At 60.8% G+C, this 19260-nt stretch carries 22 protein-coding genes and 3 pseudogenes; 10 read left to right on the forward strand and 15 right to left on the reverse strand.

Annotated features, from left to right (window positions below):
- Positions 1-17: 17 nt before the first annotated feature.
- The 6 genes and pseudogenes from AB8B33_RS32430 to AB8B33_RS32455 form a co-directional block, all read left to right on the forward strand.
- Positions 18-977, forward strand: coding sequence for a carbohydrate ABC transporter permease (locus tag AB8B33_RS32430; protein ID WP_439018510.1), 960 nt, complete (start codon positions 18-20; stop codon positions 975-977).
- Complete coding sequence (locus tag AB8B33_RS32435) at positions 974-1864, forward strand: carbohydrate ABC transporter permease (protein WP_310380897.1); 891 nt, start codon at positions 974-976, stop codon at positions 1862-1864. Before AB8B33_RS32430 ends, AB8B33_RS32435 begins: the two co-directional genes overlap by 4 nt.
- 11 nt (positions 1865-1875) lie before the next feature.
- Entirely contained in the window at positions 1876-2973 is a 1098-nt protein-coding gene (locus AB8B33_RS32440; RefSeq protein ID WP_439018511.1) for an ABC transporter ATP-binding protein, read from the forward strand.
- Positions 2974-3006: 33 nt separating this feature from the next.
- A complete protein-coding gene (locus AB8B33_RS32445) occupies positions 3007-4170 on the forward strand; it encodes a mandelate racemase/muconate lactonizing enzyme family protein (protein WP_439018512.1) in 1164 nt (387 codons plus the stop codon).
- 21 nt (positions 4171-4191) lie between these two features.
- The gene (locus tag AB8B33_RS32450) at positions 4192-4938 is read left to right on the forward strand and encodes a ribonuclease activity regulator RraA (protein ID WP_439018513.1); all 747 of its coding nucleotides are present in this window, start codon (positions 4192-4194) and stop codon (positions 4936-4938) included.
- Positions 4939-5121: 183 nt separating this feature from the next.
- A pseudogene (locus AB8B33_RS32455) lies at positions 5122-5487 on the forward strand (DNA-binding protein); the annotation flags it as partial.
- A gap of 140 nt (positions 5488-5627) precedes the next feature.
- On the opposite strand, the gene AB8B33_RS32460 reads toward AB8B33_RS32455, so the two are convergent.
- Both AB8B33_RS32460 and AB8B33_RS32465 read right to left on the reverse strand, forming a co-directional pair.
- On the reverse strand, positions 5628-6311 hold the full coding sequence (locus tag AB8B33_RS32460; RefSeq protein WP_439018514.1) for a methyltransferase family protein: 684 nt from the start codon (positions 6309-6311) through the stop codon (positions 5628-5630).
- A 67-nt stretch (positions 6312-6378) separates the two neighbouring features.
- Positions 6379-6795 carry a GbsR/MarR family transcriptional regulator gene (locus tag AB8B33_RS32465; RefSeq protein ID WP_439018515.1) on the reverse strand — a complete coding sequence of 139 codons (417 nt, stop codon included), beginning with the start codon at positions 6793-6795 and terminating at the stop codon, positions 6379-6381.
- Between the two features lie 81 nt (positions 6796-6876).
- On the opposite strand from AB8B33_RS32465, the gene AB8B33_RS32470 reads away from it, so the two are divergent.
- A complete protein-coding gene (locus AB8B33_RS32470) occupies positions 6877-7029 on the forward strand; it encodes a hypothetical protein (RefSeq protein ID WP_439018516.1) in 153 nt (50 codons plus the stop codon).
- 24 nt (positions 7030-7053) lie between these two features.
- Here the strand turns inward: AB8B33_RS32470 and AB8B33_RS32475 are convergent, their stop codons facing one another.
- Both AB8B33_RS32475 and AB8B33_RS32480 read right to left on the reverse strand, forming a co-directional pair.
- Positions 7054-8025, reverse strand: coding sequence for a quinone oxidoreductase family protein (locus tag AB8B33_RS32475; RefSeq protein ID WP_439018517.1), 972 nt, complete (start codon positions 8023-8025; stop codon positions 7054-7056).
- A 26-nt stretch (positions 8026-8051) separates the two neighbouring features.
- Complete coding sequence (locus AB8B33_RS32480) at positions 8052-8324, reverse strand: hypothetical protein (RefSeq protein ID WP_439018518.1); 273 nt, start codon at positions 8322-8324, stop codon at positions 8052-8054.
- Between the two features lie 45 nt (positions 8325-8369).
- On the opposite strand from AB8B33_RS32480, the gene AB8B33_RS32485 reads away from it, so the two are divergent.
- From AB8B33_RS32485 to AB8B33_RS32495, 3 genes and pseudogenes are all read left to right on the forward strand, one after another.
- The gene (locus tag AB8B33_RS32485) at positions 8370-8693 is read left to right on the forward strand and encodes a winged helix-turn-helix transcriptional regulator (RefSeq protein ID WP_439018519.1); all 324 of its coding nucleotides are present in this window, start codon (positions 8370-8372) and stop codon (positions 8691-8693) included.
- A gap of 142 nt (positions 8694-8835) precedes the next feature.
- Positions 8836-8928, forward strand: a pseudogene (locus tag AB8B33_RS32490) (ABC transporter permease); the annotation flags it as partial.
- A gap of 79 nt (positions 8929-9007) precedes the next feature.
- Complete coding sequence (locus AB8B33_RS32495) at positions 9008-9373, forward strand: S1/P1 nuclease (RefSeq protein ID WP_439018905.1); 366 nt, start codon at positions 9008-9010, stop codon at positions 9371-9373.
- 87 nt (positions 9374-9460) lie between these two features.
- Here AB8B33_RS32495 and AB8B33_RS32500 read toward each other — a convergent pair whose 3' ends face one another.
- The 11 genes and pseudogenes from AB8B33_RS32500 to AB8B33_RS32550 all read right to left on the reverse strand — a co-directional run bounded on the left by AB8B33_RS32500 (position 9461) and on the right by AB8B33_RS32550 (position 19142).
- Positions 9461-9700: a hypothetical protein gene (locus AB8B33_RS32500; protein ID WP_113325434.1), complete on the reverse strand. Its 240-nt coding sequence runs from the start codon at positions 9698-9700 to the stop codon at positions 9461-9463.
- Positions 9701-9968: 268 nt separating this feature from the next.
- A pseudogene (locus AB8B33_RS32505) lies at positions 9969-10530 on the reverse strand (IS110 family transposase); the annotation flags it as partial.
- Between the two features lie 415 nt (positions 10531-10945).
- Positions 10946-11767, reverse strand: coding sequence for an inositol monophosphatase family protein (locus AB8B33_RS32510; RefSeq protein WP_439018520.1), 822 nt, complete (start codon positions 11765-11767; stop codon positions 10946-10948).
- The gene (locus tag AB8B33_RS32515; RefSeq protein WP_439018521.1) at positions 11760-12560 is read right to left on the reverse strand and encodes a glycerophosphodiester phosphodiesterase; all 801 of its coding nucleotides are present in this window, start codon (positions 12558-12560) and stop codon (positions 11760-11762) included. Before AB8B33_RS32515 ends, AB8B33_RS32510 begins: the two co-directional genes overlap by 8 nt.
- An 18-nt stretch (positions 12561-12578) precedes the next feature.
- Positions 12579-13445, reverse strand: coding sequence for an ABC transporter permease (locus AB8B33_RS32520; RefSeq protein WP_439018522.1), 867 nt, complete (start codon positions 13443-13445; stop codon positions 12579-12581).
- A gap of 1 nt (position 13446) precedes the next feature.
- Entirely contained in the window at positions 13447-14364 is a 918-nt protein-coding gene (locus AB8B33_RS32525; RefSeq protein WP_439018523.1) for an ABC transporter permease, read from the reverse strand.
- Positions 14361-15380 (reverse strand): oligopeptide/dipeptide ABC transporter ATP-binding protein, encoded by a 1020-nt coding sequence (locus AB8B33_RS32530; RefSeq protein WP_439018524.1) that lies wholly within the window; start codon positions 15378-15380, stop codon positions 14361-14363. Before AB8B33_RS32530 ends, AB8B33_RS32525 begins: the two co-directional genes overlap by 4 nt.
- Complete coding sequence (locus AB8B33_RS32535; protein ID WP_439018525.1) at positions 15377-16324, reverse strand: ABC transporter ATP-binding protein; 948 nt, start codon at positions 16322-16324, stop codon at positions 15377-15379. Before AB8B33_RS32535 ends, AB8B33_RS32530 begins: the two co-directional genes overlap by 4 nt.
- A gap of 57 nt (positions 16325-16381) precedes the next feature.
- Positions 16382-17947 (reverse strand): ABC transporter substrate-binding protein, encoded by a 1566-nt coding sequence (locus AB8B33_RS32540; RefSeq protein ID WP_439018526.1) that lies wholly within the window; start codon positions 17945-17947, stop codon positions 16382-16384.
- 44 nt (positions 17948-17991) lie between these two features.
- On the reverse strand, positions 17992-18765 hold the full coding sequence (locus tag AB8B33_RS32545) for a DeoR/GlpR family DNA-binding transcription regulator (RefSeq protein ID WP_439018527.1): 774 nt from the start codon (positions 18763-18765) through the stop codon (positions 17992-17994).
- A 164-nt stretch (positions 18766-18929) separates the two neighbouring features.
- On the reverse strand, positions 18930-19142 hold the full coding sequence (locus AB8B33_RS32550; RefSeq protein ID WP_439018528.1) for a hypothetical protein: 213 nt from the start codon (positions 19140-19142) through the stop codon (positions 18930-18932).
- Between the last annotated feature and the right edge of the window lie 118 nt (positions 19143-19260).

The following is a 19260-nucleotide window of genomic DNA, read 5'->3' on the forward strand; positions in this document are numbered from 1 at the left end:
AATAAGGGCAGGGCACAGTGACGATCTTGACTGGCAAGGCCGAGGTTCGCCGAAGACTGCACCCCGATAGGTCCGGCGTGCTGCGAAAGATTTGGGAGCATCGCGCTGACTACGCGTATGTGCTTCCTGCGATCGCCGTAATGCTCATCGTCATAGCCTACCCTATCTACTACACGATCGAGCTGTCGTTCTTTAATACACCACCTGGCCTTCAGCTCCGGGACAAGATTTTCGTCGGCTTCGACAACTACATCGCCATCCTCACAAGTCCGGTGTTCTGGACGGTCACCTCGAACACTCTTATCTGGACACTGGCATCCACTTTTATCTCATTTGTCCTGGGATTTGCCTGTGCCTTGGCGCTCCATCGCGACTTTATCGGCCGCGGCATCCTGCGGGCCATCCTGATCATTCCCTGGGTCATCAGCGCGGTCGCCGCGTCCTATATCTGGAAGTGGATCTACCATTCGGACTTTGGGATCATTGGCGCGGTGCTGGTCGGCCTCGGGTTGGCCGACCGGCCGCCGAATTTCATCGACAGCGTCAGCACGGTGCTGCCCTCGCTGATCGTCGTGAATATCTGGCGAGAGTTTCCGTTTGCTATGATCATGATGATGGCTGGGCTGCAGACGGTTCCCGATCAGTTGCTGCGCGCAGCAAAGGTCGACGGAGCCAATGCGTGGCAGCGGTTCTGGCACGTCACCTTTCCGCACTTGAGAAACGTCTCGACGGTGACGATCCTTCTGCTGGCAGTGGCGAACTTCAATTCTTTCATCATCCCCTGGATCATGACCGGCGGTGGGCCGTCGAACGCATCGCATATCTGGATCACCCATATTTATGAGCTCGCCTTCGGCCGCCAGCGCTGGGGGGTGGCATCGGCCTATTCGGTGCTGCTGTTCCTGATCCTGATGTCGCTCGGCTACTTCTACGTCCGTGCGTTGAGCGGCAATGAACGGAAGGATGGAAACGAATGAGCGCGATTGCCGAGACTGCTCGTCGAAGCCAGGCGCGTCGCCGTACCCGCATCGATGGATGGCGGTGGGGCGGACGCATCTTCCTCGTGTTCATGCTGCTTTACACCGCATTACCGATGATCTGGATGCTGATCACCTCGATCAAGTCCGGCTTCGCGGCCATGCAATTCCCGCCGCAATGGTGGCCGGACCAACCCACCCTTGCCAGCTACCAGAAGCTGCTCGATCCGCAAAACAGCGTCGGCCAGGACTTCCTGCGCTTCTTCTGGAACAGCCTTTTCGTCTCCACCGCCACGACCATCCTTTCGGTGATCGTGGCAGTTCCTGCGGCCTACGCGTTTTCGCGCTTCACCTTCCCGGGTCGGAACTTTCTGTTCTTCGCCGTCTTGCTTCGGAACATGTTCCCGGCAGTGATTTTTCTCGTGCCGCTCTTCATCCTGATGCGCGCGATCGGGCTGGTGAACACGCATGGGTCGCTCATCCTCACCTACCTCACATTCGGCCTGCCGCTGGCAATCTGGCTGCTCAAGGGCTTCTACGACAACATCCCGGTGCAACTCGAGCAGGCCGCACGCATCGACGGGGCAACGCGGTTCCAGGCCTTTGTCCTCATCGTGATGCCGCTCTCGGCGCCGGGAATCATCGCCACGGCGATCTATTCCTTCATCGGCGCGTGGAACGAGTACATCTACGCCTACACCTTCCTCTCCAAGAACGAGCAGTTGACACTGCCGGTCGGCATCCAGCGCTTCTTCTCGGAGAATACAACGGACTTTCCGGGCCTGATGGCGGCCAGCTTCATGATGAGCGTGCCCGTCGTGGTCCTGTTCCTTGTCCTGCAGCGATACTTCGTACGCGCCCTCACGGAAGGCGCAGTCAAGCACTAAGGGAGTTGCCGGTGGCCCATGTGGTCCTCAAAGATCTGGTCAAGACCTATGGCAGCTTCAAAGCTGTCAACGACGTTTCGCTGACGGTCAACGACGGCGAATTCGTTGCGCTCGTCGGCCCCTCAGGCTGCGGCAAGACAACCACACTCAATCTTGTGGCGGGGCTCATCCCCATCACATCTGGCGACATCGTCATCGGCGACAGGGTGGTCAACGACCTCGACCCCAAGGACCGCGACATCGCAATGGTGTTCCAGAACTACGCGCTCTATCCGCAGAAATCGGTCTACAAAAATCTGGCGTTCCCGCTGCAGATGCGCAAACTGCCAAGGGACGAGATCGACAAGAAGGTCAAGGAAGCAGCGCGCGTGCTCGACATGACGCAGCTGCTCGAGCGCAAGCCGCGCGAACTTTCGGGCGGGCAACAGCAGCGCGTGGCGCTGGGCCGTGCCCTCGTTCGCGATCCGGCGGTATTCCTGATGGATGAACCACTCTCCAACCTCGACGCAAAGCTGCGCGTGCAGATGCGCTCCGAGATCAAGCGTTTCCACCAGGACCTCAACGCGACGATCATCTACGTGACACACGACCAGCTCGAAGCGGTAACCATGGCCGACAGGATGGCGGTGATGAACGGCGGCTACTTGCAGCAATACGATACACCGGCGCAGGTCTTTGCCCATCCTGTGAACATGTTCGTCGCCAGCTTCGTCGGCAGCCCGGCGATGAGCCTCGTTCCGCTGGAGGCGTCAACGGCAAACGGCAATACTGTGTTGACGAGCGTGGAGGGCTGGCGCCTCGAGCTCTCGCCACAAAACGCTCAGAAGGTCTCGAGGGCAACAACCAAGAAAGTCGTGCTCGGGGCACGTCACTCGACGATCAGGCTGCATAAGAGTGCGATACCTGGAAGCGTCCCTGCCAAGGCCTACACGGTGGAGCCGACTGGAGACGTCACTTTTGTGCAGGCGTTCCTGTCCGGCGCCATTGTCAACGTCAGCGTGCCGCCGACCATTGCCGTGGCGCCCGATGAACAAATTTGGCTCGAGTTCGATCAGGAGCGGATGCATCTTTTCGACGGCGAAACAGAAATGGCGCTCAAGGCCAACTGAGACCAGGCGGATGCGTGTGAAACGAGGGCGTGGATGACTGCGAAGCTTAAGATCACGGCGATCAAGCCCTATCCAGTATGGGTAGGAACGCGCAATCAGATGCTGGTCAAGGTGGAGACCGACGATGGCATCTTCGGCTGGGGCGAGAGCGGCCTGAGCGGGCGCGAGAAGGCCGTGGCCGGCGCGATCGAGCACTATCGCGAATTTCTCATCGGCCGCGACCCGATGCAGATTGGTCGGATCTGGCAAGAAGTTTATCGCAGCCAATACTTCGAAGGCGGGCGCGTTCTGCAGGCGGCGATTTCGGCCATCGACATTGCCCTTCACGACATCAAGGGCAAGGCGCTCGGGGTGCCGGCCTACGATCTGTTGGGCGGCAAGCAGCGCGACTGCATTCCGACCTTCGCCTCGACCGGTGACGAGGCCGAGGGCGATGCTGCCATCGAACGGGCCCGCGAACTACGCGCACAGGGGTGGCAGGCGATCCGCTTCTTCCCCATCGGGCAAAACAGCAGGGATATCTTTGAGCCGCGGGAGTCGATTGGGCCTACCGCACGTATGCTGAACAAGGCGCGTGAAGCGCTGGACGACGACGTCGTCCTCGGCATCGACTATCATCATCGGCTGTCAGTGGCAGAGGCGGCTAGCTTCTGTAACAAGCTCGGCCGTGGCGTGCTTGATTTCCTCGAGGAGCCGATACGAGACGAAACGCCGGAGGCTTACCAATCCCTGCGCACGATGACCGACATCCCGTTCGCCATCGGCGAGGAATTTGCCAGCAAGTGGCAATTCCTGCCCTACGTCGAGCGTGGCATCCATCAGTTCAACCGGCTCGATGTTTGCAATGTGGGCGGGCTCACTGAGGCGATGAAGGTCGCTGGGTGGAGCGAGGCGCACTATGTGGACCTGATGCCGCACAATCCCCTCGGCCCAGTCTGCACTGCCGCGACCATCCATCTCGCCGCCGCAGTAGCGAATTTCGCCTGGCTCGAGACAAGGGCGCCCGAAGCAAAGCTGGGGTTCGATAATTCCGACTTCTTCCCCGTGCAACCACGGCTAGACGGCCCCGACTATCCGGTCAGCGATTTGCCGGGGCTCGGCGTCGAGGTCAACGAAGAGGCGATCAAGGCGGAGAGCTTTCGTTTCTGGGAAGCGCCTCACCTGAAGCGCCGCGACGGTTCTGTGACAAACTGGTAGTTTCATCCACCGGAGCTTAGAATGACACATACGCCCGACATTACGCGACCGCCCAGAGAGCTGATCGACGCGCTGAAGGAGATCGGCGCCGCGACGGTTTCCGGCACGCTTGGCCACATGGGCTTCCGCAATCCGCACATGGTGGGTCCCGTGGCGCAGAATCACGGAAAATCGATCGTCGGGCCGGCCCTAACGCTTCAATTCCTGCCCCAGCGGCCGGACCTCTTCACCGAGGGAGAATATGCGGATCCGGAGACGCAGTTGCACCGCCATGTGCTTTATCACGCGCAGGAGGGCGATGTGGTCGTGGTCGACGCGCGCGGCGACATGAGCTCCGGCGTCTTCGGCGATATGATGTCGACGTATTTCAAAGGACGAGGCGGCGCTGGCATCGTGATCGATGGCTGCATGCGCGATCGGCCCAATGTCGAGAAGCTGGATCTACCTTTATGGCTGCGTGGCTGGACGCCCAATTATCATGTGCAGACGGGCATCTATCCCAACGCCGTCAATGTTCCGATTGCCTGCGGCGGTGTCACGGTCATCCCCGGAGACATCATCGTCGCCGACGATGACGGAGTGGTGGTGCTTCCAGTCGCAATGGCCGCGAAGGTCATCGAAGAATCGCAAAAGCATCACGATTGGGAGGAGTTCTCCCGCGTGAAGCTCATGGGGGGCGGGTCGTTGCAGCGCTACTATCCGCTGCATGACGATGCCCGCGGAGAATACGAAGAGTGGCGCAAAACAAACCGCTTGGGAACTACTTAGCCAATGGATTACCCGAGGCGGGCGGCGAACTTTCTGGGGTATCGCCGTCGGCGCCCGCGTTTCGATCTGGCAGCCGGGGTCCAGCCGCCGAGGTTCGCCGAATGTCACCTTCTATGAAGGGTTTCGGATGCCGGCAGCTTCGGGCCGAACGTTGCATGGCGGCGTCGGGTCTTCGGAACTGCGGGCGACAGGCTGGAACTTCATGTTCGTCATGAAGGCGAGAAGGAACAGACGCTTTCGATACCGCCCTCGGCCGCTGCGGCAGTTGAGGCGCTTTTGGCGCACGTGCTACGCGGCGAACGTGTTGCCGTGCTGGCCGAGGACCAAGAACTGAGCCCGACCGAGGCGGCGGCTATTCTCGGCATCTCTCGTCCCCTCGTCGTCCTGCGCATGGATCGGGGCGATCTGCCATTTCGCTACGTGGGCAAACACCGCCGTGCTCTTCTAAAGGATGTGCTCGGGCTGAAATCCAGGCTCGACGTCCGTCAAGCGGCGGTTGACGCGCTTGCCGAAGATACCGAGGACCTGATCCAAACCCATGGCCTCTAAATCGCCTGTCGCGGTCTATGATCCCTCCCATGGCGTTCAACGTCAGTGCGCGTTGCCGCAATGTATCCTGCTAATTCCATCAGTCTGTCGTATTCGACGCCATACTTTCTCGTCGAGATCGGCCATCGTGGCGGGCAGTCTCACCAGATGAATGGAATCAGGCGCCAACCCACGCGGCGCGCATAATCGTCATAGCCATCGAGGCCCGTGCGCAGTGTTTTTTCTTCAATGCCGATCCGGATGCCGAATAAGAATGCGAGGATGGGGACCGTCACAAGCCCCCACCATGAGCCGAGCACGAGCGAGGTACCGGCGATGTAGAAAAGCGCGCCGAAATACATCGGATGGCGGACGATGGCATAAGGGCCTGTTGTGATAACCGCCTGCCCGCGGTCCTTTTGTATTTTCACGACCGGCGCCGCGAAGCTGTTCGTGCGCATAACCCAGTAAATGAACAAAAGCGCCGCCAGAAGGAGGCCGCAGCCTGCCCACTGCACGGAAGATGGCATCGCCGACCAGCGCCAGCGCGCCGCATCTGCCGCCATGAAACCCATTCCTCCAAATATGAGGAGCAGGGTTGGGATGAGGATCAGCTTGTCCGCGAGCGGCTGATCCCTCTGCATGGGCGGCTTTAGGCGCTCTCTGAGCAGCCCGGGATCAACGCGCATCATGATTGTCCCAAAAACGATTGAGAGCGCGACCATTTCACCGAGATAGAGCCACCCACCGGTGTAGTCTATCGTGCCCGCGGCACCAAAGATAGTCGCGCCCATGAAGCCGTACCAGACGATCGTCTGGATGATAAGATTTAGAACGAGACCCATTTCTTGCCTCTCACGTCGAAGCTGTTAACTCTTCCGCGCGGCGTGCCTCGCCACGGGAATTCACCCTTCACCGCCGGCGCCGGCTACGCTGCCAGCGGCTCATGGCGTCTTCCATGGCTCCGCGCATCACCCGATAGAATTCCGCCATCTCCTCGAGACGTGCGTTTACTTCCTTGGACGGGACGATCCCGACCCCGGCGTTCAGGTGCTCGGCCAGTGCATCGAGCAGCCGGTTCTGTTGTCGGATCATGGCTTCGTAGTCGTCGGCCACCGCGTAAAGCGCGCGCTTGGTTCCGGGCTCGCTGTGGCGACGCGCGAGCGTATAGGTCTCCAACAAACGCGCCGCCACGCTTGCGCTGCTCTTGCTGATCCCGAGATCCTCGGTGATCTGGTCTAGGCTGACGGGACGGGGGCAGAGAAGCAGATGACCATAAAGCCGGGCGGCGATGGGCGGCACGCCCGAAGGCACCAGCAGGCGCGCCATATCCTCCACGAAGCGCTGCTCGTCTTTATGCAGTTTGTTTGATATATTCGACATATCCCGAATATATAGAATGAAGGGCTGATGGCAAGTATCAAGCTCTGGAGAGGCTCATGCTTCCCATGGTCGGTCGCGGTGGATGGCGAACTCTGCGTGCGCGGCTACAACGGCGCCACGAGTCGTCAGCTCGACAATCGCAGCGACGCCGAAGGCGTCGCTTGTCGCCACGCCTGGTGATGTCTGATGCAATCCACCATTTGCTCAACTCACCCGTAAAGCGAGCTTGCCGACGTAGTGGGTGGTAAGGGCCCGGTGCGCATCAACGACCTGTTCGAACGGGAATGTACGGGCGACATGGACATCGAACGGGCCAGAGTCAATCAGGCGGTTAAGCTTGTCGGTCGCGTCCTGGCTGCGGGCGCCGTTGTAGCGAATGAGCGCCACGCCGGGCCGGACATTTGGATCGGGCATCACGCCGTAGGGACAGGCGACCCGACCGCCATCTCGCACTGACGACAGCGCTTGGTCGGCCGTCTCACCGCCGACGGTGACAAGGGCAGCGTCGAGGCCGCCAGGGGCGAATTCACGAGCGGCCACCGCCACGTCGTCCTTGCGCCCATTGACGATGGCGTCGGCACCCAGCCGCTGCGATAGCGCCACGCCGTCATCGCCCGAAGCCACCGCGAATACTCGGGCGCCCATTCGTTTTGCGAGTTGGATGGCCATGTGCCCGATACCGCCGCTGGCGCCGAAGATCATTATTGTATCGCCCTGCTTTAGGCCAATCTCTTCCAGGCCACTGAGCGCAGTCAACGCATCCCAGCCCATGACGCCCGCTTGCTCGATCGTGAGCTTGGCGGGGATGAGCGACACGTTGTCCGCATCCGTTGCTACGTACATGGCGTAGGTTCCACCCTTGGGGAGTGGCATGGAGGCAGCGTACACCCGGTCGCCTTCCTTGAAGCGTCTAACCTGGCCGCCAACGGCGGCGACCACGCCCGCGCAGTCCCAGCCGAGCACATAGGGGAATGTCGACGGCATTCCGAAAACCCCGTCGTAGTGACCCTCACGCTCGACCGCGTCCCACGAGGCCACGCCCGCCACTTCGACCCGGATCAGGACATCGCTCGGCCCGACCTCGGGCACTGACACCGCTCGCACAGTAATCAGGTCGGCTCCACCGAACCGGTCGATGGCGGCAGCCTGCATTGTATCCGGTTTTGCATTCGTCATGATTCCTCTCCTAAGAATACTGTTGGTCATGAGACGACCACCGCTTCCAGCGGTCGTGAATCGAGCCTTGCCGACGTGATTTCTTTGTTTCGCGCCGGCGAGGCAGAAGTTCGCCTTTTGTCGTCGTTCCATGATTGGTTGATGATGAAGGCTTGGATCGCCTCACGCACATCCATCGGTACGGCGCCTTTGAAGGCACTTATTGTAAGCTTCATTCCGACACCCCATAATTGATTGGCGTAACGCTCGGCTCGCTTGCCGTTCGCGGGAAAGCTATGATTGGAGAAGCGCGACGCCAATACGCACCGAGGCGTAAGTGGTTACCTGCCGGTAAGGAGAGCGAGATGAACAAACCCGCCGAGAATGGTTTTGCAACCGCGATAAAGATGGTCTCCGGTAAGTGGAAGCTAGACATCATCTGCGAACTCGGCGCGACACCCCGCAGGTTCGGCCGGCTGCGGCAGTCAATTCCGGCGATCAGCGAAAAGATGCTGACGCAGCAGCTTCGAGAACTTGAGGTAGACGGGCTTGTGAACCGAAAAGTCCATCCGGGTTCTCCGGCGAAGGTTGTCTATTCGTTGACAGAAAGCGGGTCGGCGCTCTGTGCTGGGGCAGAGGGCTTATGCCGCTGGGGTGAACAGTTCCATTGCTCGCGTCAGCCGGAATGATCATGTGCCGTGCTGAAAGGAGCGTCGATGAAGCGACCGCAGGTCGCATTTTCACGTCGCTAACGACGAGCGCCGGTTGGCGAACTGTTGTGATCACCTTGGGGCGGCACCCTAAGGCCGCTCGCGCCACGAGATCATGGAGCTCTTCCATAGATTCCCGAACATCGCCTCGACGCTGATCGTCTCTATGACCCTGAACTTCCCGGAAGTGATCCTGCTCGATAGCGGCCTCTCGGGGTGCAGCCGCAGATGACGCGTCGCTCGGCAACAAGGCGGGTTCCCGAACCCGATACTGGTAACCGGGCGGCAACGAGATCACTGTGATTCCTGCAAACGGTGTTTCCATGAATCTCCATTCATATTGGGACGGTACATTCGGCGGTTATTCGACGGTGTTCGACATCTTCTATACAAAAGAGGTCAACGGCGTGATGACCTCGAGATCGAAGATTGACCCGCCACCCGCCGACAAGGCTGCCATTTCTGACCCAGCGGCATGGGCGCAGGAGAGCTTCGAGCTGGTGAAGACCTATGCCTATGCGGACCCGGTTCTGAAGGGTGACAAGCCGGAGCTGACACGTGAATACGAAACCAACGCTAGACGCGTTGCCGAGCAACGGGTGTCGCTCGCAGCGGCAAAGCTGGCCAACCTGCTGAATGACGCGTTAGGAGGTCACTGACCGCCCGAGCGTAGCGGGCGGGAAACAATCATTGCGAAAGGGAATCGATGTGACCTCGATTTCCGTGCTGTCTGTTTGCGTTCGGACTCAGGCAGCGTTGAGATCAGCGATCTCGCCATGCTTTGCAAGCAGTCGGGGTGAGCTCATGTCACCGGTCTCTTCGTCGACCATCACTGCATATGCCGCAACGCCAACGAACCTATCCGACATGGACGCTGCGATTTTCTCCGCAGAGGTAGCATTCGAAGCTTGGCGCATCTCCCCCGGAACGAGATTTCCGCGGTTCTTCTTGTACGGCACGATAATGAATTTCTCAGCGCTCGACATCAGAAGGCCTCCTTGTTTGTTCACTCGTTGTTCCCTTCGTCGACCGGAGTCAACGACAATCGGTGATACCTCATCATGAAGGCTTGAGACTGACTACTGTCATGCTGTCGACGACAATCCACAGAGTTCGGACCATGTCAGCGGCTTCGAGAAGTGCGGCTGTGAGCTGATCGCAGACCCGCTCGGCCGCCGTCGCCTTGCGGCCCACTCCCCGACAACACGAGAACAACCACGGAAACCTTTGCATTTTAGCTGCAGCCAGAGTCAGGATGTGGTGGGCGGGATGATCGAAGGCCTGGCACGTCAGCCATCTTGTATGGGCGCGCGTCCAGGGCTTGCGGCCGGTATAGATCCGGCCATGACGCAACAAGAAAGACTGAAGTTGCTGGCGTGCCTGTTTCAGCGCATCGCTGGCCGCCTCGCGAGCCCACCAGATCGCGGATCGCCTCATGAACTTCATCCGGAATCCAGACCGCAGTCAGTTCGCCGGCGCGGTGCAGGCGCGCCAGGCTCACGGCATCGCGGCGGTTGGTCTTCACCCGGTCGCCAACTCGCTTGGGCACCAGCGACGGCGCCACCACCACGCAGTCATGCCCCAGCTCGACAATTTGACGGTAAAGGCCGTAACCGGTGGGACCCGCCTCATAGCAAAAGTGAAGCTTGGCTCCGCGCTTCGAAAGTTTGTTGACCAGCGATGCCACAGATGCCGGCTCGGAAGAGATGTCGCCGAAAAACCGGATCTCGCCGTTGCGTTCTCCTTCGGCAACGGCCACTGAAATCTTCAACTTGGACGTATCCAAGCCGATGAAAATTACGCTATCTTTTGTCATGGTTCGCCCTCGTTAAACTATGGGGCTCGGCTTTGGCTCTATCCAGAGCAACCCCCGAATTTAGTTTATCGCGGGGGCGGGCCACCGCTCACGAACATACGGTCTAACTCGCCCAGCTCTCCGCAAAAGGTCCACGGGTGGCCTAGGCTCCGAATTGTGCCGTCGCGCATCGACCGATCCCGCGGAGAGACGTCACACCTGATGGCTTTCAGGAGTTCTGACGCCCATGGTTTTTTGGCGGGCTCCTCTGTTAGTCCGGGCTTATTGTCGACGGCGGGCTAATGCAGGCGGAGATTCGGCCTTGTCGCCATCATCGAACTGATCGGGTGCATGCTGGTTTGCATCCGTGACATCCGCGGCGTCCTGTTCAATGTGCCTTCGCACGCGGGCTCACATTCGATCGGCAGACCAGCGCCTATGAGGCCGCTACCGACAGGGTCTGCAGCAGCGGCCTTAGCCTGTCGACGAACTCCTCGCTTCCGCAGGCGAAGCGAAGCTTCTGAGGAAGTTCGGTTCGATCCCAGTCGATGGTGCTTGAGACACCGAGACGTGCGAGGATTGGAAGCGCCGCCATCACGTCCCAGGTTGAATCTCCAATGGAGAGGTAGCCGTCAGTCTCGCCGAGCATGACCTCGATCAGCGAGATCGTTGCAGCCCCGCAAAGCCGGAAGCTGATACCGAGATCATCCGAGATGAAGCGGATGGCTTCAAGCCGGTCGGCAGTCGATACCGTGGGGTGGAAACTAAATCCCGTGGATGCTCGCGACATGTCGAACGTCGGAAGCGGCTTGATCGGGCGACCGTTGAGCCGTGCCGGGACCGTCGTCCCTCCCATTATGGTCAGGTCGCGGACGGGTGCATGGATCACCCCGAAGACGGGTCTCCGGTTCTCGTAAAGCCCGATCGAGATCGCCCAATTCTGGCTGCCACGCACGAAATTGAAGGTACCGTCGATCGGATCGATAACCCAGATACGGCCCGACGTGCCGCGGACCTCGCCGCCTTCCTCGCCGAAGATGCCGTCGTCCGGGAAGGCTTGATTGAGCCGGGCGATCAGCAGCGCCTCGACCTGTCGGTCCGCCTCTGTCACGAGGTCGAGGTGCCCCTTCTTTTCGACCGGCAGGCTTGCCAGCGAGCGGAAGTGAGTGAGGGCCAGTGTCCCGGCCTCCCTTGCGATATCTTCGATAATCACCTCGACCGGACGCACCGGCGAGGCGGAGGCATGCCTGTCAGCCACGAGCACGATCCCTGATGCGTGCCATCTGCGCGACGTCGTCGCCCATCAGCTGGTCCAGCTGGCCCTCGCGAACCCACTGGACGATCTTTGCTTCGACATCGACGCCGTATTTCATCATCTTTTCGTGGTGGCCGCCGGGCAGATAGGTGAAGACGGCAAAGCCCTCGTCGTGAAGCTGGCGGGCCTCGCCGCTGGCGAAGTGATAGACTTCGATATTCATCGCATTGAGATTTGCCTGCCGGGCAAGCGCCGCTGGATCGATCACTCGGGAATGCATCAGGCCGACGGTCGGCACTTCGGGGATAGCGGCCTTCACGGCCCTCAGTTGGACGAAGTCGAACGACGAGAACTGCAGCAGGTCGGCGCAGTCCAGTTCGTCGATCAGCGCACGCAGCTTGGCGATGATCACGTCGTTGCGGTCGTAGATCTTGAGTTCGAGCTGATAGAGGATCCCGAGTTCGCGGGCGAGCTGCAGCGCGTCGCGCAGCAGGGGCACACGTTCGCCGGCGAAATCCTCGCCGAACCAGCTTCCGGCGTCGAGCCCGGAGAGTTGCGAATAGGTCATGTTCTCAACGATGCCGTAGCCGTTGGTGGTGCGATCGACGGTCTTGTCATGTATCAGAACCAACTCGCCATCGCTCGTCATGCTGAGATCGGTTTCGCAGGTGGCGAGCGGCCCGCCATATTCGAAAGCCTTGCGAAACGCGGCAAGCGTGTTTTCCGGAGCGCCGGCGCTGTGGCCACGGTGGCCACCAACGCGCAAGGTATCGAGGTTCATTCTGAGCGGGTTCATTGTTTTTCCTTTTTCAATTCAACGGAGGCGCGCATCGAAACGATCGCGCAGGTAGTCGCCGAGCAGGCTGATGGAGAGGGTCGTGAGGACGATGACGGCGCCGGGGAAGGCGGCGATCCACCAGGCGATCGCCAGATAGTTACGGCCGTCTGCAACCATCAGGCCGAGGCTGGTCGCCGGCGGCTGGATACCGAGGCCAAGAAAGCTCAGCCCGCTTTCGAGAAGGATGATTTCCGGGAAGTTCACGGTGAACTGCACGATCAGCGGGCCGGCGATGTTGGGCAGCATGTGGCGAAAGTAGATCCGTCTCGACGGCACGCCGACGATGCGGGCCGCTTCCGCATAGCCTTCTTCCCGGGCGCTGATGACGAGGCCGCGGGTCAGCCGCGCATAGCGTTCCCAGTTCTGAAAGCCGACGAGGAAGACGAACAGCAGCGGGCTCGAACCGAACATGGCAAGCACGCCGAGCGCGATGATGATGAAGGGGACCGACGCCATCGAATCTGCAAAGCCCATGATGACGTTGTCGATCCAGCCACCGAAATGGGCGGCCAGCAGGCCAAGCGTGGTGCCGATCAGCGCGCAGACGATCGACCCGACGAGCGCGATCATCAGGGTGGTCTGGGTGGCGACCAGCACGTTGCTCAGCACATCCCGGCCGAGATAGTCGGAGCCCAGCAGATGGCTTGCAGACGCGAAGGGCCGGGCAAAACGGGCGAGCGGGTCCTGCGAGAGATAGTCGAAAGGCGATATCCAGCGCGCCGCAATACCGATGACGACGACGATACCGATCCACAGACAGCAGAGGCCAATGCTGGACGGCATGCGGTGGAACGGAGCGCAAAGCCGGCCCCGGATCGGGCGGGACGAGGTCACGATCGTCATGTCAATGCATCCTGAGTTTCGGATTGAGGACGACATAGAGAACGTCGACGGTGAGGTTGATGACGACCATGAAGGCCGTAAACAGCACGATCATCGCCTGCGCGACCGGCAGGTCACCGGCGCTCGTCGCATTGACGAAGCCGCTGCCGAGGCCCGGCCAGGCAAAGACGGGTTCCACCAGCACGGCGCCCCCGAGCAGGCCGCCGGCGACGAAGCCGAGCGTCGTCACCATCGGGATCGCCGCATTCGGCAGGGCATGGCGCAGGATGATCTCCCAATTCAGGACGCCGTCGGCACGGGCCGCGGCGATATAGGGCTGGCCCAGGACATCGATCAGGGTCGAACGCATGAAGCGGGCGACGGCCGCGGCATTGAACAGCGCGCAGGTCGCCACGGGCAGGATCGCATGTCTCCAGGTCGAGCTGCCGGAACTCGGCAGCACGCGCAGCCAGACCGCGAAGGTGAAGATGAAGACGAGGCCGAGCAGGAAGTTGGGAATGCTGTAGCCGAAGACGGCGGCCGCCATGACACCCTTGTCGACGGCAGATTCCCGGCGCACGGCCGCAAGGATGCCTGCCGGGATGCCGATCAGCAGACTGAGGATGAAGGCCGGCGCCGTGAGGGCGAGCGTCTTCGGGATCCGCTCGGTGACGACGGCAAAGACGTCGCGGCCATCTGCAAAGGAGACCCCGAAATCCCCGCTCAGGATGCTGGCGACATAGAACAGGTATTGTTCTAAGATCGATCGATCCAGCGCCCATTTTGCATTGAACGCGGCCAGCGCCTCGGGGCTGGCATTGTCGGACAGCATCTGCTGGGCCGGATCGCCGCTTACGCGCAGGACAATGAAGACCAGCGTGACGGTAAAGACCAGAACGACGATCGCCCTGACCGCACGAGCTAGGATGAACCCGATCATCGCGCCATTTCCTTCTGCTGCGGTGCGGCTACCGAGGAGGAGAGCGGCCCGGCGAATTCCTCGGCCCGGTGGCATGCCGCCTGCTGTCGGTCGAAGGCCCGGAGCAGCGGCGTCTCGATGGCGCACCTGTCGATGGTAAAGGGACAACGCGAGCGAAAAGCGCAGCCGCGCGATACGTTGCCGGTATCGAGCTCGCCCTTGATCGGCGGCTCGATATTGCGGATCGAGGGGTCCAGTGTGGGTACGGAGGCGAGCAGCGCCCGCGTATAGGGGTGACGCGGCTGTTCGTAGACGGCCCTGATGTCGCCGGTCTCGACGATGCGGCCGAGATACATCACCGCGATGCGATCGACGAGATGGCGCACGATCCGGAGATCGTGGGTGATGAAGACATAAGCGAGATCGAGCTCCTGCCAGAGCGATCGCAACAGGGCCACGACCTGGGCTTGAACGGAGACATCAAGCGCCGAGACCGCTTCGTCGAAGACGACCAGCTTCGGTTCCAAGATCAGGGCACGGGCGATGACGACACGCTGGCGCTGGCCACCGGACATCTGGTGCGGGAAGCGGTTCATCATGGCGCTGGACAGGCCGACGCGCTCCAGCATTGCGGCCGTGCGCTCATAGGCTTGCGACCGGCCGGCGACGCGATGGACCAGAAGCCCCTCGGCGACCTGCTCACCGATGCTCATCTGCGGATTGAGGGCCGATAACGGGTTCTGTTGCACGAGCGAGGTTCGTTTGCGGAACGCCGTCCAGTCTTTTGGCCCGCGGTCCTTGTGGTTGACACCTTCGAACCATACGTCGCCGCGGGTCGGCGCGGTCAGGCCGAGAAGGAGCCGGCCGAGGGTCGATTTTCCGCTGCCCGATTCACCGACGACGCCGATGCGTTCGCGTGGCGAGAGCTCGAAGCTGATGGAACTGGCCGCCAATTGGCTTGTTGGCCTGGCGAAGAAGCCGGTCTTGTGCCGATAGGCCTTGGTCAGATCGCGGGTGCGGAGCAAGGGCGTGTTCATGCGGCCACCGGATTGAAACAGGAGGTCTCGTGAACGAGACCGATCATGGTGGGAGCGGGGAAACGGGCGGCGCATCCGTCGCTCGCGCGAGAGCAGCGCGGATGGAAATGGCATCCCTCAGGCAGGCTGTCGAGCAGCGGAACGGAACCGGGAATGGGAACGGGCGGTTCGAGGTCGGCGGGATCGATGCCCGGCATGCATTCGATCAGCGCGCGGGTGTAGGGATGCGACGGGCGCAGCAGCAGCTCAGCCACCGGCGCGGTCTCGACGATCTTGCCGCAATACATCACCGCCGCCCGGTCGGCGAGGCGGGCGATAACGCCGAGATCGTGGGAGACAAGGATCAGGGCCATGCCGGTTTCGGCCTTCAGTTCCTCGAGCAGGTGCAGAATCTGGGCCTGCATGGTCACGTCGAGCGCCGTGGTCGGCTCGTCGGCGATCAACAGTTGCGGCCTGGCTGCAAGCGCGTGGGCGATCATCACGCGCTGGTTCATACCGCCGGAAAATTGGTGCGGATAGGCGCGCAGCCGGCTTTTGGCGCGGTCGATGCCGACGCGTTCCAAGAGGCGCATGGCTTCGAACCGGGCGTCGTTGCCCTTCAGGCCCTGATGCCGGTAGAGTGCGGATTCCAGATAATAGCCGATCGTGTGGACCGGGTTGAGGCTACTGGTCGGATCCTGGAAGATCATTGCGATCGTCGGATCTGCGGCCTTGCCCGACTTCGATGGGTCGCGCGCGAATTCGATGCTGCCGCTGGTACGGGCAATCCCGCGCGGGAGCATGTTGGCGACCGCATAGCAGGTCATGCTCTTGCCGCAGCCGGACTCGCCAACCAGGCCGAGCGTCTGTCCGGCCTCCAGGGAAAAGCTGATCCCGCCGATGATCTTCATGTTTCGTGCCGGGACCTCGACGACGAGGTCGCGAACGGTCAAGAGCTTTGACATGGCTATTCTCCGGGGGCAGCGCGCACGAATGCGCACCGCCGATACGCTGGATTGTCGTTACGAGAAGCTGAGGTTGTTGCGGAATTCCATCATCTCGAAGCTGATCGGCCTCCAGTTGACGTCCTTGCGTGCGGCGTAGACGTCGAACGGCTGGTAGAGAATGACGGCAGGCGCCTCTTCCTCGAAGATGTCGCGTAGACGGTTGAAGGCGTCGAAACGTTCCTGGCCGTCAGGCAGCTGGGCTACCTTCACGCAGAGCTCGTTGAACTCCGCCGGCGCTTGCCAGCCCCAGCGCTTCTGGATGCCGCGCCCGGGACCGAATTCGGACACCATGGTCGTATAGGCATCGGTCAGCGACATGCCGTTCGACCAGTTGCGCATCATGACGTCATCGTCCTTCGGGTTTGCACCCGGAGCGTAGATCTTCGGCTCGACGGTGATGCCGATGTCCTTCCACATCTCGATCATCATCATGAGCGCGGGAATGGCGTTGGCGTAGTAATTGCCCATCGTATGGTAGGTGATCGGGGTGCCATCGTAACCGCTTTCCTTGACGAGGCGCCTGGCTTGCTCGACATCGTATTCCATCGCACGGCGATTGGGGTCGAAGGTCTTGCCCATGTGCGGGAAGTTCATGCCGGCCGGAATGGACGCCCTGCCCTTCCACAGGGATTCGACCATCAGCGGGCGATTGACGGCAAGCGCCAGCGCGCGGCGCAGGGTCTTCGACTTAAACATCGGCTTGTTCATATTGAACGTGAACATGTGGAAGTTCTCGATCAACGTGCCGCGCGTCTCGATGTCCTGATAGCCGTCGATCAGCGCCATGTCGTCGGGCGTCAAGGTTGTGATGACGTCGTATTCGCCGCTGATCAGGCCGGCGACGCGGGTCGCGGGCTCTGCGACCACCTGGTAGGTGATCTTCGATGCGGTCGGCTTTTCGCCCCAATAGACGTCGTTTGCCTCGAGCACGACGCGGTCATTGGCCACGAACTCGACGAACTTGTAGGGGCCGGTGCCGATCGGCTTGTTGCCGAAGGCGACGGCGCCGAGGCTCTTGTAATATTCCCTCGGGACGATGCGACCGAGCCAGGAGGCGAGAAAGCGCTCGATCAGGAAGGACGGGGTCTTGGTGCGCAGCACGACGGTATACTTGTCCTCGACGACAGGCTCATCCCAGTCCGGCGAGAAAGCGCGTCCGTTCGGAATGGTCTTGATCGCTTCGTTGCCCCACAGGCGCTCCGACGAGAACGTGTAGGCGACGTCCTCGGCGGTCATGTCCGCGCCATCGTGGAATTTGACGTTCTGGCGCAGCCTGAAGCGCACGGACTTGTCGTCGATCCGCTCCCAGCTCTCGGCGAGCTGTGGGACGAGCCCGATGCCGTTGCCCTTTGCGCCGTTTCCGAACCAGTCGCGCGTAACTAGCGTATCGAAGATCTGGTTGACGATACGCGGGCCGACATTGCTGATGGCGTTCACCGGCTCCAGTGAGGCAGGCACCCCGTTGACGCCGATCCTCAGTTCGCGCCGTTCCTGTGCGAAGGCAAATTTCATGCTGGTGGTCGATGCCAGCGCCGCGGCGCTTGCACCGATGATGAACGTTCTGCGGTTGGTCGTAAGCATCCAATGTCTCCTGCTTGGCAAGATGCGGTTGATGGAAAGGGAGCTCAGTCCGCGATGACAAATTTCTTGCGCAGCTTCTCGGGCGCTGCGTCGATGATCGACTTGGCGCCTCGATCGGTAACGATCGTGCCGACGTCTTCGATCTTGGCCACGACAGACATGCTGGATTTCGTGAACTTCGAATTGTCCGCGACGACAATGACGCGCCGGGAGACTTCCATCATGGCCCGAGCGATGCTCGCGTTTACCGGCTCAACGGTGCAGACCAATCCGCGATCGACATCGATCGATGCCGCATTGAGAATGAGCTTGTCGACGTTGAATTGCCGGATGAACTGCTCCGCCAGCGGCCCACGGAAAGAATGGTTTGTGGCGGTGTATTCGCCTCCGACCGCGTAGACGCTCTGCCCCTCGTCACGCGTCAGTTCGGCGATAATGTCGAGGCCGTTCGAGATCAGCGTGAGGCTCCGGCGACCGACGAGTTTTTTTGCGACTTCCAGAGCCGTGGTTCCGGCATCCAGCAGCACGGTGTCGCCATCGACGATCATTCCCGAGACGACGGATGCGATCGCGGCCTTCTCGGGCTGGTTCCAGACGGAACGGGCCTCGTTCGTTTTGTCCTGCGCGACCTGATTGATGCTTACGGCGCCGCCGTGGGTGCGACGGAGCAGCCCGGCACCTTCGAGGTCACCGAGGTCGCGTCGGATTGTTGCGACAGAGACATCAAATCGCTCAATCAGAGTGCGCAAATCGAGGAAGTTACGTTCGCGCAGCAATTCGACGATCTTTGCCTGACGATCTTCCGCTTGGGTCAGCAATGGCCTGCTCCTTGCCACTAAAGTGACGCATATCGCTCACTTGTGAGCGATATCTATCGCGACGAGGTGACAGGAATATGACGATTTCCGGAATAGAACAGAGCCTTTCCTCCACATCTCAGCTTCAAAAAATGAGAGCCGGAAGCAACGGTGATCGAAATCGCTCATGGTGTCATATGACGGTTTTTTGTCGAAAGGATCGACACCATTCTGGCCGCGCCGCTGCGCAGGAAGGCGTTCCATATGGCGTGAAGTATCGCCGCGCAAAGCGCGAGCCCTTCAAAGGCTGAAGCGACTTCGACGGGCAGATCCTCCGGCGGCCAGCGTCGGGAGTGCGAACGATGATCGAAAGGCTTGGCACGCTCTTCGGCCACCATGCGAAGCGGTTTTGCTGGTCGGTATTGCCGCCGTCATCACCCTGCGACGATTCCCAGGACAGCAACAAAGCCTTTGAAGGTTGACTCTCCGGCATCGGCCATTAGCTTTCCACACGCA

The sequence above is a fragment of the Rhizobium sp. 768_B6_N1_8 genome, from assembly GCF_051811225.1.
Lineage (GTDB): Bacteria > Pseudomonadota > Alphaproteobacteria > Rhizobiales > Rhizobiaceae > Rhizobium.

Coding starts and splice junctions, on each gene's coding strand:
- AB8B33_RS32435 (WP_310380897.1), top strand. CDS start 974: ATGAGCGCGATTGCCGAGACTGCTCGTCGAAGCCAGGCGCGTCGCCGT.
- AB8B33_RS32445 (WP_439018512.1), top strand. CDS start 3,007: ATGACTGCGAAGCTTAAGATCACGGCGATCAAGCCCTATCCAGTATGG.
- AB8B33_RS32450 (WP_439018513.1), top strand. CDS start 4,192: ATGACACATACGCCCGACATTACGCGACCGCCCAGAGAGCTGATCGAC.
- AB8B33_RS32460 (WP_439018514.1), bottom strand. CDS start 6,311: ATGGGTCTCGTTCTAAATCTTATCATCCAGACGATCGTCTGGTACGGC.
- AB8B33_RS32465 (WP_439018515.1), bottom strand. CDS start 6,795: ATGGCGCGCCTGCTGGTGCCTTCGGGCGTGCCGCCCATCGCCGCCCGG.
- AB8B33_RS32470 (WP_439018516.1), top strand. CDS start 6,877: ATGGCAAGTATCAAGCTCTGGAGAGGCTCATGCTTCCCATGGTCGGTC.
- AB8B33_RS32475 (WP_439018517.1), bottom strand. CDS start 8,025: ATGACGAATGCAAAACCGGATACAATGCAGGCTGCCGCCATCGACCGG.
- AB8B33_RS32485 (WP_439018519.1), top strand. CDS start 8,370: ATGAACAAACCCGCCGAGAATGGTTTTGCAACCGCGATAAAGATGGTC.
- AB8B33_RS32500 (WP_113325434.1), bottom strand. CDS start 9,700: ATGTCGAGCGCTGAGAAATTCATTATCGTGCCGTACAAGAAGAACCGC.
- AB8B33_RS32515 (WP_439018521.1), bottom strand. CDS start 12,560: ATGAACCCGCTCAGAATGAACCTCGATACCTTGCGCGTTGGTGGCCAC.
- AB8B33_RS32520 (WP_439018522.1), bottom strand. CDS start 13,445: ATGACGATCGTGACCTCGTCCCGCCCGATCCGGGGCCGGCTTTGCGCT.
- AB8B33_RS32525 (WP_439018523.1), bottom strand. CDS start 14,364: ATGATCGGGTTCATCCTAGCTCGTGCGGTCAGGGCGATCGTCGTTCTG.
- AB8B33_RS32530 (WP_439018524.1), bottom strand. CDS start 15,380: ATGAACACGCCCTTGCTCCGCACCCGCGATCTGACCAAGGCCTATCGG.
- AB8B33_RS32535 (WP_439018525.1), bottom strand. CDS start 16,324: ATGTCAAAGCTCTTGACCGTTCGCGACCTCGTCGTCGAGGTCCCGGCA.
- AB8B33_RS32540 (WP_439018526.1), bottom strand. CDS start 17,947: ATGCTTACGACCAACCGCAGAACGTTCATCATCGGTGCAAGCGCCGCG.
- AB8B33_RS32550 (WP_439018528.1), bottom strand. CDS start 19,142: ATGGTGGCCGAAGAGCGTGCCAAGCCTTTCGATCATCGTTCGCACTCC.